Source organism: Variovorax boronicumulans, from assembly GCF_030812215.1.
GTDB classification, from domain to species: domain Bacteria; phylum Pseudomonadota; class Gammaproteobacteria; order Burkholderiales; family Burkholderiaceae_C; genus Variovorax; species Variovorax boronicumulans_C.
Window position 1 is genome coordinate 1,232,031 of record NZ_JAUSSG010000001.1, and the last position, 15,649, is coordinate 1,247,679.

General features: G+C 66.0%; 14 protein-coding genes. 3 read left to right on the plus strand and 11 right to left on the minus strand.

Annotated elements, in window-relative coordinates; all coding sequences use genetic code 11:
• Window positions 1–2: 2 nt before the first annotated feature.
• From J2W23_RS05825 to J2W23_RS05845, 5 genes are read right to left on the minus strand one after another with little or no spacing between them, the layout of a single operon-like run.
• On the minus strand, window positions 3–503 hold the full coding sequence (locus tag J2W23_RS05825) for an aromatic-ring-hydroxylating dioxygenase subunit beta (RefSeq protein ID WP_307647986.1): 501 nt from the start codon (window positions 501–503) through the stop codon (window positions 3–5).
• Complete coding sequence (locus J2W23_RS05830) at window positions 503–1,816, minus strand: aromatic ring-hydroxylating dioxygenase subunit alpha (protein ID WP_307647987.1); 1,314 nt, start codon at window positions 1,814–1,816, stop codon at window positions 503–505. Before J2W23_RS05830 ends, J2W23_RS05825 begins: the two co-directional genes overlap by 1 nt.
• Before the next feature lie 19 nt (window positions 1,817–1,835).
• Entirely contained in the window at window positions 1,836–2,828 is a 993-nt protein-coding gene (locus tag J2W23_RS05835) for a PDR/VanB family oxidoreductase (protein WP_307647988.1), read from the minus strand.
• A 21-nt stretch (window positions 2,829–2,849) separates the two neighbouring features.
• On the minus strand, window positions 2,850–4,361 hold the full coding sequence (locus J2W23_RS05840) for an indolepyruvate oxidoreductase subunit beta family protein (protein ID WP_307647989.1): 1,512 nt from the start codon (window positions 4,359–4,361) through the stop codon (window positions 2,850–2,852).
• A 4-nt stretch (window positions 4,362–4,365) separates the two neighbouring features.
• The gene (locus J2W23_RS05845) at window positions 4,366–6,558 is read right to left on the minus strand and encodes an indolepyruvate ferredoxin oxidoreductase subunit alpha (protein WP_307647990.1); all 2,193 of its coding nucleotides are present in this window, start codon (window positions 6,556–6,558) and stop codon (window positions 4,366–4,368) included.
• A gap of 159 nt (window positions 6,559–6,717) precedes the next feature.
• On the opposite strand from J2W23_RS05845, the gene J2W23_RS05850 reads away from it, so the two are divergent.
• Window positions 6,718–7,206 carry a MarR family winged helix-turn-helix transcriptional regulator gene (locus J2W23_RS05850; protein WP_176658887.1) on the plus strand — a complete coding sequence of 163 codons (489 nt, stop codon included), beginning with the start codon at window positions 6,718–6,720 and terminating at the stop codon, window positions 7,204–7,206.
• A 6-nt stretch (window positions 7,207–7,212) separates the two neighbouring features.
• Here the strand turns inward: J2W23_RS05850 and J2W23_RS05855 are convergent, their stop codons facing one another.
• From J2W23_RS05855 to orn, 6 genes are all read right to left on the minus strand, one after another.
• Entirely contained in the window at window positions 7,213–8,088 is an 876-nt protein-coding gene (locus J2W23_RS05855; RefSeq protein WP_307647991.1) for a quinone oxidoreductase family protein, read from the minus strand.
• Complete coding sequence (locus J2W23_RS05860; protein WP_307647993.1) at window positions 8,085–8,885, minus strand: alpha/beta fold hydrolase; 801 nt, start codon at window positions 8,883–8,885, stop codon at window positions 8,085–8,087. The genes J2W23_RS05855 and J2W23_RS05860 overlap by 4 nt, the downstream gene beginning before the upstream one ends.
• Window positions 8,882–9,886: a 3-hydroxybutyryl-CoA dehydrogenase gene (locus J2W23_RS05865; protein ID WP_307647994.1), complete on the minus strand. Its 1,005-nt coding sequence runs from the start codon at window positions 9,884–9,886 to the stop codon at window positions 8,882–8,884. Before J2W23_RS05865 ends, J2W23_RS05860 begins: the two co-directional genes overlap by 4 nt.
• Window positions 9,876–10,949, minus strand: coding sequence for an NAD/NADP-dependent octopine/nopaline dehydrogenase family protein (locus tag J2W23_RS05870; protein ID WP_307647995.1), 1,074 nt, complete (start codon window positions 10,947–10,949; stop codon window positions 9,876–9,878). Before J2W23_RS05870 ends, J2W23_RS05865 begins: the two co-directional genes overlap by 11 nt.
• Window positions 10,950–11,162: 213 nt before the next feature.
• A complete protein-coding gene (locus J2W23_RS05875) occupies window positions 11,163–13,091 on the minus strand; it encodes a DEAD/DEAH box helicase (protein ID WP_307647996.1) in 1,929 nt (642 codons plus the stop codon).
• 250 nt (window positions 13,092–13,341) lie between these two features.
• Entirely contained in the window at window positions 13,342–13,938 is a 597-nt protein-coding gene (gene orn, locus J2W23_RS05880; RefSeq protein WP_307647997.1) for an oligoribonuclease, read from the minus strand.
• Window positions 13,939–13,997: 59 nt separating this feature from the next.
• Between orn and J2W23_RS05885 the strand changes: the two genes are divergently transcribed.
• A complete protein-coding gene (locus J2W23_RS05885; RefSeq protein WP_307647998.1) occupies window positions 13,998–15,263 on the plus strand; it encodes a M48 family metallopeptidase in 1,266 nt (421 codons plus the stop codon).
• Window positions 15,264–15,298: 35 nt separating this feature from the next.
• Window positions 15,299–15,649: a 4a-hydroxytetrahydrobiopterin dehydratase gene (locus J2W23_RS05890; RefSeq protein ID WP_176658895.1), complete on the plus strand. Its 351-nt coding sequence runs from the start codon at window positions 15,299–15,301 to the stop codon at window positions 15,647–15,649.

Consider the following 15,649-nt stretch of genomic DNA (forward strand, 5'->3'; position numbering starts at 1 on the left):
CCCTAGATGAAAAGCTGCACGGCCGGGAGCGCCGCGTCGCAATTGAGCAGGTTGACGCGCTTGAGCGTCATGCGCAGCGCACCGTCCTGCACCGTGAGGTGATGAAAGAAAGTGCCGACGTAGAACTGCAGCTCGTCGCCCTGCGATTCGGTGTAGTGGAATCCGGTGCGCACCACGAAGCGGTTGCCCTCGGCGTCGAAGGTCTCGACCACCGGCACCTGCAGCAGGTGGTGGCAGCGGCTCGGCGGCTGCTGCGAAAACGCGCGCGGGCTCTTCAGGCGCTCGATGCGCAAGTCGCGCAGCAGCTTGTCTTCGTAGAGGTGCGAGGTGTGGTTGAGGCCGTCTTCCTGGTCGGGCACGAGCGGCACCCAGTAGAAGGCGTCGTCGGTGAAGAGCGCATTCCACTCCTCGTAGCGGCGCGTATCGAGCAGGTGTGCTTCGTTCACGACGAAGTCGACGAGGTCCTGGCGGGTGACTTCGGCGTTGGTGTCGGTGCCGGTCATCACATCGTCTCCGTCATGCGCTCGACCCAGCTGCGGTACTGGTTGCGCATCGGCAGCTCGTTGGTGCCACCGGTGGTGATCTCGCCGCCCTTCAACTCTGACGCGTCGTAGTCGCGGTGCAGGCTCACCCACTCGTTGCCGCTCGCGTGCAGGCCGGCCTGCATGCCGCGATACGCCTGCAGGTCGTCGTGCCCCACCACCGAGAACGGCGAATTGATGAGCCGGTTGTACATGGTGGTGCGCTGCAGCAGCTCGGGCGGCGCGCCCTTCAGGCGAAAGGTCCAGCTCTCGATCAGCGTCTTGTCCGCCGAGATCGGCTTCACCACGCGAATCGCCTGGATCGCACCCTTGATCGTGAGGTTCGGGTAGTACACCGTGTTGTGCCGCGCCATGCCCAGGATCTGCGCGGTCTTCTCTTCGCCGTAGCGCGCCTTCATGGCGTCGTCGTACTCGGGGATCGCCTTGTACTTGCTGTGGATGCTGAAGTGCACGCCCGTGAAGCTGTGGCCGTGGTCGTAGGTGCGGATGCCCATGTCCTCGAAGAACTTGTAGTCGGACATGAAGGGCACGAACTGCTCGACCGCCATCGGCTTGGGTTCGTCTGCGGGCTTGTCGGCCCACATGCGCTTGGCGGTGCCGGCCGAGGACTCGTGCGCCACCATCGGGTGCATGGTGTCGTTGAGGTTCTCCACGAACATCTTCCAGTTGCACTGGTGCATGAAGCGCAGGCACCCACCGGCGATTTCGAGTTCGCCTTCAGGCGAGCGGTCGGCCATGTTGTCGATGGAGCTCAGCGAGTCGCCGAAGTACGCCTCGAAGTCGGGGCCCGCGTCGTTGATCTTCACGAAGATGAAGCCGCGGTGGCTGCGCACGTGCTTGAGCGTCGTCAGGCCCTTGGCCGATTCGCACTCGTGCAGCGCGGTGTTTTCGTACCCGGTCTTCAGCGGGATCGCCAGCAGCGAGCCGTCGGTCTTGAAGGTCCAGGCGTGGTACGGGCAGCGGAAGAACTTGCCGGTGTTGCCGCACGGCGCGCTCACGAGGCGCGACCCCTTGTGCGCGCAGCGGTTCATCATCGCGCGCACGCTGCCGTCGGTGTGGCGCACCACGACGAGCGGGCGGCCTGCAATCTCGTTGCTGATCCAGTCGCCGGGCTTGGGCAACTGGCTTTCGTGGCCGACGTAGTTCCAGGTGTTGGCGAAGAAGTGCTCCTGCTCCAGCTCGAAGAGTTCCTGGCTGGTGTACAGGTCGCGGTGCACGCGGTCGTTCTGCACGAGCGCGCGCACGGCATCGGGGTTGTCTCGGTACGAGGTCATGGTCTGGCGGCTCCTGGCTTCAGAGGTCGAGCACCAGGCGCGCACCCTTGGCGCGCGAGATGCAGATCTGCATGACGTTGCCCTCCGCCTTCTCGCGGGCGGTGAGCACGTAGTCGCGGTGTTCGATCTCGCCCTCGATGACGGGCACGGCGCACACGCCGCATTCGCCGCGCTTGCAGTCGAACATCGGGTCGCAGCCGTGCTCGATGAGGCAGTCGAGGATGCTCTGGTCGGCCGGCACGGTGAAGCGCTGGCCCGACTGGGCGAGCTCGACCTCGAAGGGCTGGTCGCCTTCTTCCGCAACCGGTTCGGTGAAGAGTTCGAAGTGCACGCGGTCGTGTTCCCAGCCGCGTGCCTGGGTACGGGCGAGCACGGCGTCGAGCATGACCTTGGGGCCACAGACGTAGAGGCGGTCGCCGGCAGGCACGTCGTCCAGCAGTGCATCGATGTCGAGTGGCGCACCGGCTTCGGCGTCGGTGTGCACGCGCAGGTCGTCGCCGAGCAGCGCCTGCAACTCGGGCAGGAACGCCATCAGCTCGCGGTTGCGGCCGGCGTAGTGCATGCGCACCGGCGCCTCCTCGGCGCGGCGGCGCGCAGCCATGGTGGCGAGCGGGGTGACGCCGATGCCGCCCGCCACCAGCACCGAGCCGCCGGGGCCGGTGTGCAGGGGGAAGTCGTTCTTCGGCGCCTCGATGGCGAGCGTGTCGCCTTCGTTCAGTCCCTCATGCATGAAGCGAGAGCCGCCGCGGCCTTCGGCCTCCTTGCGCACGGCGATCACGTACTCGGTCGGCGCATTGGTGGCGTTGCGCGCGGTCGCGAAGTTGATCAGCGAGTAGTGGCGCCAGTCGGTCTTGCCGTCGGGCAGCGACACCTGCACGCGGATGTGAGCGCCAGCCGCGAAGCCCGGCAACGGTCGGCCGTCTTCCGCGCTGAGGCGCAGCATGCGGATCAGCGGATTGAGTTGGCGCGCTTCGGCGACGCGAAGCTGGAGCGTGGCGGTGGGAGCGGTCATCGTGCGTCCGTCGTTGTCTCTTCAGGCCAGTGCGTGCTGCGCCAGCGCGGCTTGCAGCTTGTGGCCGTGTTCGTCGGCGAGCGCCGCATCGCGCAGCTCCCGCAAGGTGGCGGGTGCGAGCTGCGCGCCGGCGCGCTCGACCGCGCGCATCACGGTGTCGTAGTTGCGGATGCCGCGCTCGTGCGTGTCGCTGTAGCCCTTGACCAGGCGCTGGCACTGCGCGAGTTCGACGGCCAGCTCGGGATTGCGCTGCGCGGTGGCGGCGATGCGTTGCAGCCACTCCTCGATGCGGCGGTTTTCTTCGGCATAGCGCATCGTGGAGAGGCGCCAGCGCTTCATGGCGGCCACGGTGCGCAGCATCAGGTAGCCGCGCAGCGAGCTGGTCTGGATCACGCGGCCGTGCTGGGTGAAGCGCTCGACGATCTTCTTGGGCCACCTGGAATTCATGAGCCAGCGGCCGATGCCGCCCGGCAGCGTTTCGCAGATTTCCTGCAGGCGCGGGTGCATGTATTCGTTGATCGCGAGCACCTGGCCGGGCTGCACGCGGGCCTCGCCGCGTACGCGTTCGAAGCGGGTGGCGCGGGTCTTGAGCGCGGCGACGCGGGCGGTGTCTTCGTAGGACATCCAGAGCGCAAGGTGGCGAGCGGTTTCGCGCAGGAGGCGGTGGTCGTCATTGCTCGGAAGCGTGGCGACGGCCGCCATGCGGTCGAGGTACAGGCCGGCATAGGCCACGTCTTGGTAGTCGATGAGGCGGCGTACGCCTTCGAGCAGGAAGTCGTGCGCGGCAACCGGAAAGTCGTGCTGCACACGTTCGACAAGTGCACGCACGGCCGTGTGACGGGGCTGCGGCGTTGGCACGGCCGCTGCGGGTTCCGGCGGTGCCTCGCCGTCGTCGCCGGCCTGCGCGCGGGCGAACGCACCGCCGAAGGCCTTCAGGCTGGGCTTCACGCCCACGCCGCCGCGCTCGATGGTCGCCTCGAATTGCGCACGGCTGAACGGCAGCACACCCGAGCCCGCCAGCGCACCGAAGAGCACCGCACTGATGACGCTGCCCGATGCTTCGGCGGCTTGTGCCATGTCGAAGCGGATGAAGCGCTTGGCGGCCTTGGCCGTGTGCGCGAGCAGTTGAGCACTGTCGACGCGGCCATCGCCCAGCGCGCTCTTCTCGGCGATGGAGAACACGCGGTGCGTCGAGGCAATCAACGTGGTGCGGTCGTTCGTGACGAGACCGCGCTGCACCGCGCGGCCAGCCTCCATGAGTTCGGATGCAAGGACCACATCCACGTCCCCCGGCAGCGGCATCAACGCCAGCACGGGATGGCCGCCGTCCGCTTCGGCTCGCGCGATCGGATAGAGCTCGACGTAGTAGATGGTCGCGCCCGTGCGCTGGGCCACGCCCGGCACGGAGGTAGTCTGGGCCACATAGCCGTTCGCCTCGCCCATGTCGATGATCCAGTCGGCCAGCACGCCGCCGCCCTCCCCGCCCATGGCGAGGATCGCGATCTTGATGGGTTGCGCCCTGGTGTTCGTCATCGCTTCAGAAGGCATAGGCTTCGCGGCGGCGTGCTTCGCCGCGCTGCAGCCAGCCAATGACGGCGGAGCGCACGCGCTCGCGCAGCTTGTCCCAGCCGGTCGGGTTGCTCACGATCTGCGCCTTGTAGAACGAGGGGCACAGCACCGCGGCGTGCGAGACCTCGCCGCACACGCCGCAGCCCACGCAGCTGTCGAGCACGGTTGCGACCGGGTCGGTGCGCAGCGGATCGGGGTTGGGCTTGATGGAGAGCGACGGGCAGCCCGACAGGCGGATGCACGAGTGGTCGCCGGTGCAGGTGTCGGAATCGACGCCGAACTTCTCGCGCACCATGCGCTTGCCATCGGCGATGGCCTTGCGCACCAGCGGCTTCTCGCGGCGCTGCTTGTTGAGCATGCACTCCGACTGCGCGATCAGGACCTTGGGGCCCTTCTTCGTGGTGGTGAGCGCCTCTTTCAACGCATCCCGCATGCCGGCGACGTCGTAGGTGCGGCGCAGCGTCTTCACCCACTCGACGCCCACGCCGCGCACGGCGCGTTCGATCTCGTGGCCGGTGCTGCGCGTCTTGTTGACGGCGTTCGACGAGAGGATGTCCTGCCCGCCGGTGGCCGAGGTGTAGTTGTTATCGACGACGATGGTGAGGTTGTCGCTCTTGTTGAAGACCGAATTCGCCACGCCGCTGGTGAGGCCGTTGTGCCAGAAGCCGCCGTCGCCCATCATCGAGATGGCGCGCTTGCCCGCCGGTGCATTGAGCGCCGAGGCGCCCGCGCCACCGAGGCCGTAGCCCATGGTGGTGTTGCCGATGTTGAAGGGCGGAAGGATCGAGAACAGGTGGCAGCCGATGTCGGCGCTGACATGGTGTGCGCCGAGTTCTCGTTCGACCAGTTTCATCGCGCTGAAGATCGGCCGTTCCGGGCAGCCGGTGCAGAAGCCCGGCGGGCGGGCGTGCACGACATCGCCGAGGGCTGTGGATGGCATGGCCGGCTCAGGCGCGGCATCGATGCCAATGACGGCCACTTCCTTCAGCGGGATCACCTTGCGCACCGGCGCGGGCACCGGCAGCGGCGCGAGGCGTTCGTAGCGCTCGCAGAAAGTGCGCGCGCCCTTCAGCAATTCAGATGACGTGTACTCGCCGGCGACTGGCAGCATGTCCTTGCCGTGCAGCGCGGTGGTGGAGCCCGCCTGGCGCAGGATGGTTGCGAGATTCTGCTCGACGAAGTTGGGCTGGCCTTCTTCGACGATCAGCACCGCGCGCTTGCCTTCGCAGAAGCGGATGACTTCGCTCTCGATGACCGGATAGGCCACGTTCATCACGTAAAGCGGCACCTTGGTGTTGCCGTACACGTCGGCGAGATCGAGCCGCTCCAGTGCGCGCAGCAGCGTGTTGTAGCTGCCGCCCTGCACGATGATGCCGATGTCGTCGGCGTCCTCGGAGAAGAACTCGTTGAGCTGGCGCTCTTCGATGAAGCGCACGGCGGCGGGCCAGCGGTCCTTCACCTTTTCCTGTTCGTGCACGAAGCTCGCGGGCGGCAGCACGATGCGGCTGACGTCGCGCTGCGGGTTCTCGAGCGCCTCTTGCAGCGTGAACTTGGCGCGCTTGTTGTCGCCGGCGATGAAGTGGCCGTGCACGTGGCAGGCGCGGATGCGCAGTTGCAGCATCACGGGCGTATTGCTGGCCTCGGAGAGATCGAAACCCGTCTTCACCGCATCCACGATGCTTGGCAGGTTGGGGCGTGGATCGAGCAGCCAGATCTGCGACTTCATCGCGAACGCATGGCTGCGCTCCTGCATGATCGACGAGCCTTCGCCGTAGTCCTCGCCCACGATGATGAGCGCACCGCCAGTCACGCCGCCCGATGCGAGATTGGCCAGCGCGTCCGATGCGACGTTGGTGCCCACGGTGGCCTTGAAGGTGACGGCGCCGCGCAGCGGGTAGTTGACCGAAGCCGCAAGCGTGGCGGCGGCGGTGGCTTCGCTCGCGCTGTTCTCGAAGCGAATGCCCTGCTCGGCGAGGATGTCCTGCGCGTCGGCCAGCACATCCATCAGGTGCGAGATGGGGGCCCCCTGGTACCCGGCCACATAGGAAACCCCGGATTCGAGCAAGGCCTTGGTGACCGCCAGAATGCCTTCGCCACGAAATACATCTCCGCCGGAAAGCCGCAGCTTCTTGACTTCTTCGACGAACGAACGCTCAGCCATGTCGGTCCTTCTTCTTTCTCGTGGGAGGATGCGCTTCAGGTGCCACATCACGCTTTCTATAATGTTGACAAATGAATGTATCCACAATCATGAATTACCCTAGACATGCAAGCTGCGTGCCCACGGCTGGTTTGACGTGCCTGGCTGAGAGGTGCCTTCATGGCTGAACAAGACCAACCGACCGAATCGCATCGCTTCGTCGACGACTACCTGCCGGCGCTGCTCGCGCAGGCGAGCCAGCTGATCTCCTCGGAGTTCCACGAGGTGGCGCGCCAGCAAGGGTTCTCGGTATCGGAGTGGCGTGTGATGGCCTCGCTCGCGGGCAGCGAGCCGATCAGCATCGGCCAGCTCGCGCAGGTGACCGTGACCAAGCAGCCGACGGTCACGCGCCTGCTCGACCGCATGGAATCGCGCGGACAGGTCGAGCGCCTGCCCCACGAAAGTGATCGCCGCATCACGCTGGTGCGCATCACGCGCAAGGGGCTGAAGGCCGTCGAGCACCTGATGGAACTCGCACGCGAGCACGAGCGGCGCGTGCTCGAACCCTTCGGCCTCCGGCGGGCCGAGGAGCTCAAGCAGACACTGCGGCGGATGATCGAACTGCACGTGCATGTGCCGCTCGAGGAATCGGAGCCGGAAGAAGACTGAAGCGGACTACGGTATGAGCACCGCGCGGCCACGATGGCCGCGCTGCGAGATCCAATCGAGCGCAATGGCGGCGTCGGCCAGTGCGAAGCTTTGCACCTCGAGGTGCAATCGGCCATCCGCCAATCGGGCGAGCAGTTCAGGCGCGGCGGCACGGCCAGCGGCCTCCTGCCTGAACATGTTGAGCGGCAACAGCGCAACGTCACGCTGCAGGAAGTGCGCGATGTCCAGTTGCAGCGTGGAGCCTGCGGTATAGCCGATCAGCACGGCGCGACCGCCGGGCCGCACGGCAGGCAGAGACGCTGCGAGGACGTTGCCGCCAACCGTGTCGATGAGCAGGTCGGCGCTGGAAACAGCGGGCGCGATGCTCGGATTGACCTGCGCCACCGCGCACCCTGCATCGCGCGCAAGCTGTATTGCAAGAGAGCCCACCGCACCGCTCGCACCCGTCACCAGGACTTGCTCCCCGGCCTGCAGCTTCGCGACTTCGTGCAGCGCCACCCATGCCGATGTGGTGGGCGAGAAGAACGCGGCGCCGAGTGTCATCGGCAACGCGTCGGGCAAGAGCCCGAGTGCTTCGTCAGGCGCATCGATCAGCTCGCACCAAGTGCCGTCGAACAGTGTGCCCAGGCCGCTGCCGCGCAGCCACACGCGTTGCCCGACCTCGTAGCGTTCGCTTGCGACGACGATGCCCGCAGCCTCGACACCGGGCGTATAGGGCAACGGTAGATGCCGCAGGAAACTGCCTCGCCACACGGTGCGATCGATATGGCCGACCGTGGCAGCCTGCATGCGAACGATGGTGCGGCCGGGGCGAGCAACGGGGTCCGCCACCTCTTCCAATACGGGCACTGCATCGAAGCCGTGGATGCGGATGGCTTTCATGGCAGCGTCGAAAGAAAGTCGAGTACGGTCTGCGCGAAGGCTTCCGGCATCTGGTCTGGCAAGGGCACCATGCCGCCTTCGATGTCAACGATGCGCGCTTGCGGCAGATGGTGTTGCAGTTCGATGGCATGCGGTGCGGCGAACGGATCGTCGGTGGCGCGGATGATGAGCACGGGTTGCGTCACGCGGCCGATGCGGTCTTCCATGCGATATGACGCGACGGCGCGATGGCCCTCTTCCACGCGATGGCCGACCTTCAGCGCATCGCGCACGAGGGCTTCGAGCAAGTCGGGGCGCCCCGCCGGATAGAAGCCCTGGCGCTTTTGCCACAACGCGGCGAGATGGCTTCCGTCTTCGCTCGGCGCAACCTCGTCGATGGGCGGTCGCTGCTCCCGTGCGATGCGAAAGGACTCGTCGGTGTATGGCGTGGATGACAGCACCAGGCCGTGCACTCGATCCGGAAATGCAGCCGCCAGTTCGACTGCGACCACACCGCCCGTGTGATGCCCCACGACATTGGCCTGCCGGATGCCCAGCGCATCGAGCAGCTCGCACGCCACGCGCGCCCATTGCTCGATGCTCGCTGGCACGCCGCCATCCGAGGAATCGCCAAAGCCCGCGGTGTCCATCGCGATGGCACGGTACCGCGCACCGATCAGCGGAAGCACCTCGCGGTACTCGGCCCAACTGCGCGGCGACTGGTGCAGCAGCAGCACGGGAGGCGCATTCGCATCGCCACACGCTGCGTAGTGCACCTGCCCCACCGACAGGTCGGCAAAGGCGCGGCGGATCGTCATGAGAGCGTCCCGTCGACAGGTGCGCGCCAGAGGCCCGCGTGCTTCAGCTCGCCCAGCGTGCGGGAGAGCACGTCGCGCCGATAGGCAGCGACGTCACGGCCCTCGTAGTCGTAGAAGCCGCTGCCGCTCTTGAGTCCAAGCCGCCCTTCCTCAACCATGCGATCGACGATGGCCGGTGCGGTGTAGCGGCCCTTGTCGATCGAGGAGGACATCTCGCGGCTTGCGTGATACAGGATGTCGCAGCCGCCGAAGTCGATGAACTCGACCACGCCGAGCGCGGCGAAGCGCAGGCCGAGGCCGTAGCGCGTGGCCTTGTCGATTTCCTCGGCGGTGGCGGCGCCCTCCTCGATCATGCGGGCCGCCTCGTTCATCACCAGCGCCTGCAGGCGCGGCACGATATAGCCGGGCGAAGCACCGCAGACCACGGGCAGCTTGCCGATCTCTTCCATCAGCGCCTTGGTGCGAGCAAGCACGGCGGTGTCGGTGGCCGGGTGGCAGCTCAGTTCCACCACGGGGATCACATAGGCCGGGTTGAGCCAATGCATGTTGAGAAAACGTCCCGGCAAACGCACCAACGCCGCGAGCTGCGTCACGAGGATGCTGCTGGTGGTCGAGGTGAGGATCGCGTCGTCGCGGCAATGGCGGTTGAGGTGCTCGAAGGCTTCGCGCTTCGCTTCCAGGGTTTCGGGCACGCCTTCGAACACCAGCTCGGCGGCGGCCAATGCCTGTGGAGCGCCAGCCGCGCTCACGAAGTCCACGCGCGCGGCGATGGGCTGGATCTGCGCCACATCGATCACGCCGAGTTGCGCGAGGCCTGCAAGGCTGGCCTCGATCTCCGTCTTCGCTTCTTCGCGGAGGCGCTGCCAAGCCTCGTCGCTGCGCGGGCGCAGGTCGATCAGCGAGATACGGTGGCCGGCATACGCGAACGCGATCGCAATACCGCGCCCCATGCGACCGGCGCCCACGGCTGCGAAGCGGGGTCGCGCGGACTCATTCGCCATCGTGCAGCCTCTGTTTGAGCTGCGCCGCGCTCAGGTCCGCAAGGCCCAGGCTTTCGAAAGTGCGTGGGCCGTGGCGCAGGTCGCGGCCGAGAAAGCCGCCAACGATAGCCAGCAAGCCGTGCGCGATGGGCGCATCCACGCCTGCATGGCGCGCAGCCGAGGCGAGGAAAGCGAGGCCGAGTTCGGTGTCTTCGGTGATGTAGCGGTGCGTATGCAGGTCGATGTTCTCGCGCCAGTCGCCAGACTTGACGAGCTGCTTGTGCGCGTCGCCGTACATCCACTGGTCGTTGTTGTAGTGGTCGGCCAGTGGGTAGTGCGGCGCGCCTTGGCCGAAGGCCTCGCGCACGGCCATGCGCTCGCGGTCGAGCCGGTCAGTCACGTCGCGCACCGCGTGCTGGGTGCCTTCGTTGTGGATGTCCCAGCGCTCGAAGTGCTGCAGCGGCGCGGCGTTCATCACCATGAGCGGCGGGTGGATGATCGGACCGGCGTTCATGAGCGCACCCGAGAGCGCATCGCCGCAGCCATGCACGGCCGGGTAGGCCTTGCGGATCACGGTGATCGCCTCGGCCTCGTTGCGCGCCGGGTACACGCCGGTCGGCAGGCGAATTGCACGGATCGTGACGTTCACTTCGCGCTCCCCGTGCTTGCGTGCGAGGTACGGCAAGGTGCCCGTCTCGGCCCAGGCCACGTCGGCGCGGTTACCGACTTCTTGCACCGTCCGTGCCATCACGTAGCTGCCGAAAGTGCCGGGCGGCAGGAAGACGACTTGGCCGTCGACCAGATGCGGGGCCATGGCGAGCGCGATGTCGTGCTGGGCGATGGCTGGGGTGGGAATAACGATCAACTCGACGCCCTTGAGCGCCACGGCGATGTCGGCGGTCGCGAGCGCAAGCGGCACCTCGCGCGCGCCGTCGACATCCTTCAACGTGATCGCACCGGCTTGCACAACCGGCGCGAGTGCGGCGGCATCGCGACGCCACAGGCGCACCTCATGACCGGCCTCAGACAGGTCCGCGGCAGCTGCGTAGGCACCGTGACCACCGCCAAGAATCGCAATTTTCATGTTCGGGATTTGAAAAGCAAATGTCGATGAACCGGCGGCCGCGGTGCGGACCGGGAAGAAATGCGTCATTACATTACTTTTCATCGATTCAGATGTCAATCAAACTTAGATGCAATAGACCTCTCGGAAACCCGCAATGAAAAAGCCCGCGCTTCTTGCGAAGCGCGGGCTTTCTTTTGGGGAGAGACGGCCGCTGGGCCGCCCTGGAATGGATCAGCGTGAGGGCTTGAACGCACGCTTTTGGGCGTCGCGGGGCACAAACACCTTGCCCGGGCCGCCATGGCCCGCGCCATTGCCGCGTGGTGCAAAACCTTCGCGGGGTGCAAAGCCTTCACGGGGCGCGAAGCCGCCGTCGCCGCGTCCACCACCGTGGTGACCCTGGCCGTGGCCGCCGCGCGGGGCGCTGTCGCCCCAACCCGGCTTGCGGCCGTAGCCTGCGTTGCCGCCATCATCACGGCCGCCACCGAAGCCGGCGTTGTTACCGCCCTGAAAACCGCGCGGGCCTTGGTGACCTTGGCTCGGAGCCGGACCGCGTGCGTTGCGGTCATTGAAGCCGCTGGCGCCAGCATAGCCGCCACCGTTGTTGCCGCGATAGCCGCCACCGCCATTGCCATTGCCGAACTTGCGGTCGCGCGACTGGTTGTCGCCGCGGCCGCCGCGGTACTCGCCCATCGGGGGACGCGATTGCGGCATGCGCTGCTGCGGCTCGAGGCCGGCAACCACTTCAGCCTTGAACTGCTGGCGGCTGTATTGCTCGATGTCCATGATCTTGCGGCGATCGCGGAACTCGGCAAACGTGATGGCGAGGCCATCGCGGCCGGCACGGCCGGTGCGGCCAATGCGGTGGGTGTAGTCCTCGGCCTTCATCGGCAGGCCGAAGTTGAAGACGTGAGTGATGGTCGGCACATCGATGCCGCGGGCGGCAACGTCGGTGGCCACCAGGATCTGCACCTGGCCCTGGCGCAGCGCCATCAGGCGACGGTTGCGCAGGCCCTGACTCAGGGCGCCGTGCAGCGCTACGGCGCTGAAGCCTTCTTGTTGCAGGTCATTGGCAAGGCCGTCGCACTCGACTTGCGTGCTGGCGAAGACGATTGCCTGGTTGATGCTGGTGTCGCGCAGCCAGTGGTCCAGCAGCTTGCGCTTGTGCTGGCTGTTGTCGGCCCAGTACAGCGATTGCTTGATGTTGGCGTGCTTTTCCTGCGGGCTGTCGATGGTCACGCGCTGCGGCTCGCGCATCACGCGCTGGGCCAGTTGTTGGATGCGCGGCGCGAAGGTGGCGCTGAACATCATCGTTTGCTGGCGCTCGATGGTGAGCTGGTTGACTTCGGCCAAGTCGTCGGAGAACCCGAGGTCGAGCATGCGGTCGGCTTCGTCGACCACCAGGAACTTGACCTGGTCGAGCTTGAGTTGCTGCGAGCGCTGCAGGTCGAGCAGACGGCCGGGCGTGGCAACCACGAGGTCGGCGTTCTGCAGCTTGGCGATCTGCAGCTGGTAAGGCATGCCGCCCACCACGTTGGCGATGCGAAGGCCGCGGCAATGGCGGACCAGTTCGATGGCGTCGTGCGCGACTTGCTGAGCCAGTTCACGCGTCGGGCACAGGATCAGGGCGCCGGGGGTGGCGGCCTTGAAATGGCGGGCATTGGTCGGGTCCTTGCGCTTGGGCTTCTTCGGGGCGGCTTCACCGCGTGCAGCGGCTTCGGCGGCCAGGCGCTGGAATTCAGCCTTGGCTTCCGCCTCGGCTTCGGCCTGACGCTTCAGGAGGGTGTGCAGCACGGGCAGCAGGAAGGCTGCCGTCTTGCCCGAACCGGTCTGGCTCGAGACCATCAGGTCGACAAAACGGGCCTTGCCGTCCTGGCCGGCTTCGCCGCCCATGGCGAGCGGGATCACCTTGTCTTGCACGGTGGTCGGCTGGGTGAAGCCCAGGTCGGCCACGGCGGCGATCAGCTCGGGGGCGAGGCCCAGGCGGATGAAGCCGTTGGGCAGGCTAGGTTCCTGTTCGACCGCAGCGGCCTCGGGGGCGGCTGCATCGAGCGCCTCGAGGATCGGCGCTTCGGACACGGTGTCCATAGCGGCGGTGAATTCGTTGTTGGTAGCGGATTGCACAGGCGCGAACTCGCCCTGCGCTTCAAAAGCGTCGGTCATGTAGATATCAATCTCAAACGCGAGCGCTGCCGTAGGCGGCGCCCCGTTGGTGGTTAAAAACATCAACCATCCAACGACATTCAGCTTCCGGCTAACGCCTGAGGCTGCGGCCCTTTTGATCAGCGAATACGATCGGGCGCGGTGTGCAAGATAGGGAGATGCAAGAGACGCTGATCTGTGTCCTGTGACAAATGCAAATCAGCGAAGCCTGCGATTATGGCACGGCTTCGGGTTTTTACCTAATCCACTGTCAATCGGTCAGGCGAAGGAAGGTTTCCCGGTAATGGGCGAGCTCCTCGATGGACTCGTGCACATCGGCCAGTGCGGTGTGGGCCTGCTGTTTCTTGAAGGCGCTGTAGGCCGAGGGCTTCCAGCGCTTGGCCAGTTCCTTGAGGGTGCTGACGTCGAGGTTGCGATAGTGAAAGTACGCCTCCAGCTTGGGCATGAACTTGACCAGGAATCGCCGGTCTTGCCCAATGGTGTTGCCGCACATCGGCGAGCCGCTGCGGGGAATGTATTTGGCAATGAATTCCAGCAGTTGCTGTTCGGCCGCAGCCTCGTCCAGCGTGGAAGCCTTGACCTTGTCGATCAGGCCGCTGCGACCGTGGGTGCCCTTGTTCCAGGCGTCCATGGCGTCGAGCACGGCGTCGCTCTGGTGAATGACGAGCACGGGGCCGTCGATGCGAGGCGTGAGGTCGGGGCCGGTGACGACCACGGCGATCTCGAGCAAACGCTCTTTCTCTGGGTCGAGGCCGCTCATCTCGCAGTCCAGCCAGACCAGGTTCTGGTCGCTTTTCTTCAGGGTGGGCAGGGCTGCGGGGGGCGTCTGGTCAAGGGATTCGGGCATCGGAGGATTGTCGCCCAAGGCCTGCGCCCCGATTTACCGGGGACTAAACTCGCCGCTCCATGTCCTATTCGCTCATCTTCACCATCGCCTTCGCGGCCGCGCTTGTTGCAGGCCTCGTCGTGAAGTTCTGGCTCGCTTCCAGGCAAGTGCGCCATGTCGCACAGCACCGCAGCGCCGTGCCGGAAGCTTTCGCGCAGACCATCACGCTTGCAGCCCACCAGAAGGCAGCCGACTACACGATCGCCAAGGCTCGCTTCGGCCTGGTCGAGATGGCCTGGAGCGCGGCACTGCTGCTCGGCTGGACATTGCTCGGCGGGCTCGACTTGCTGAACAAGCTGCTGCTGGTGGGACTCGGCGGCGGCATGGTGCAGCAATTAATACTGCTGGCCGCCTTCGCGGCCATCGGCGGCCTGCTCGAATTGCCGTTCACGCTCTGGCAGACCTTCAGGCTCGAAGAGCGCTTTGGCTTCAACAAGATGACCTTCAAGCTCTGGCTGGCTGACACCGTCAAGTCGACACTGCTCGGCGCGCTGATCGGCCTGCCGATCGCGGCGTTGATCCTCTGGCTCATGGGCGCGGCCGGCACGCTCTGGTGGCTCTGGGCCTGGGCCGCGTGGATGGGGTTCAACCTGCTCCTGATGCTGATCTACCCGACCTTCATCGCCCCGCTGTTCAACAAGTTCAAGCCGCTGGACGACCCCACGCTGAAGGCGCGCGTCACGGCGCTGATGAAGCGCTGCGGCTTCGCAGCCAAGGGCCTGTTCGTGATGGATGGCAGCACCCGCAGCGCCCATGCGAATGCGTACTTCACCGGCTTCGGCGCAAGCAAGCGCGTGGTGTTCTACGACACGCTGCTGCGCCAGTTGAATGCCGGCGAAGTGGAGGCCGTGCTCGCGCACGAACTCGGCCACTTCAAGCACCGTCACATCGTGAAGCGACTCATCGCGATGTTCGCGCTCAGCCTCGCTGGCTTCGCCCTGCTGGGCTGGGTCTCGACCCAGGTCTGGTTCTATACCGGGCTGGGCGTGCAGCCGAATATGTTGCCGACCGCGCCCAACAGCGCTCTGGCCCTGCTGCTGTTCATGCTCGCGGTCCCGGTGTTCGGCTTCTTCGTGGCGCCGTTGCCGGCGCGCCTCTCGCGCAAGCACGAGTTCGAGGCCGATGCCTACGCCGTCGCGCAGACCAGCGGCGCCGACCTCTCCGCCGCCCTGCTCAAGCTCTACCAGGACAATGCATCGACGCTCACGCCCGATCCGGTGTTCGTCAAGTTCTATTACTCCCATCCACCCGCGTCCGAACGCCTTGCGCGCATGACCGCGGCCTGAGTGACCATCGATCCATTTTTTCTGCGAAGCCCCTCATGAGCAGCATGTTCCAACCCAAGGACTGGAAGAACCTTCCTCCCCGCAAGGCACTGACCGCCACCGAGATCGTGGCCGGCCTCGCCAAGCTCGACGGCTGGAAGCTCACCGGCGACGGCGCCGATGTCGCCATCGAAAAGACCTTCACCTTCGCCAACTACTTCGAGACCATCGCCTTCGTGAACGCGCTGGCGCTCGTGGCGCACACACAGGACCACCATCCCGACCTGTCGGTGCACTACAACCGCTGCGTGGTGCGCTTCAACACGCACGACGTGAAGGGCCTGTCGGTCACCGATTTCGAGTGCGCGCGGCAGGCCGACGCGCTGGTTGCGAGTCCCGCCGCGTGA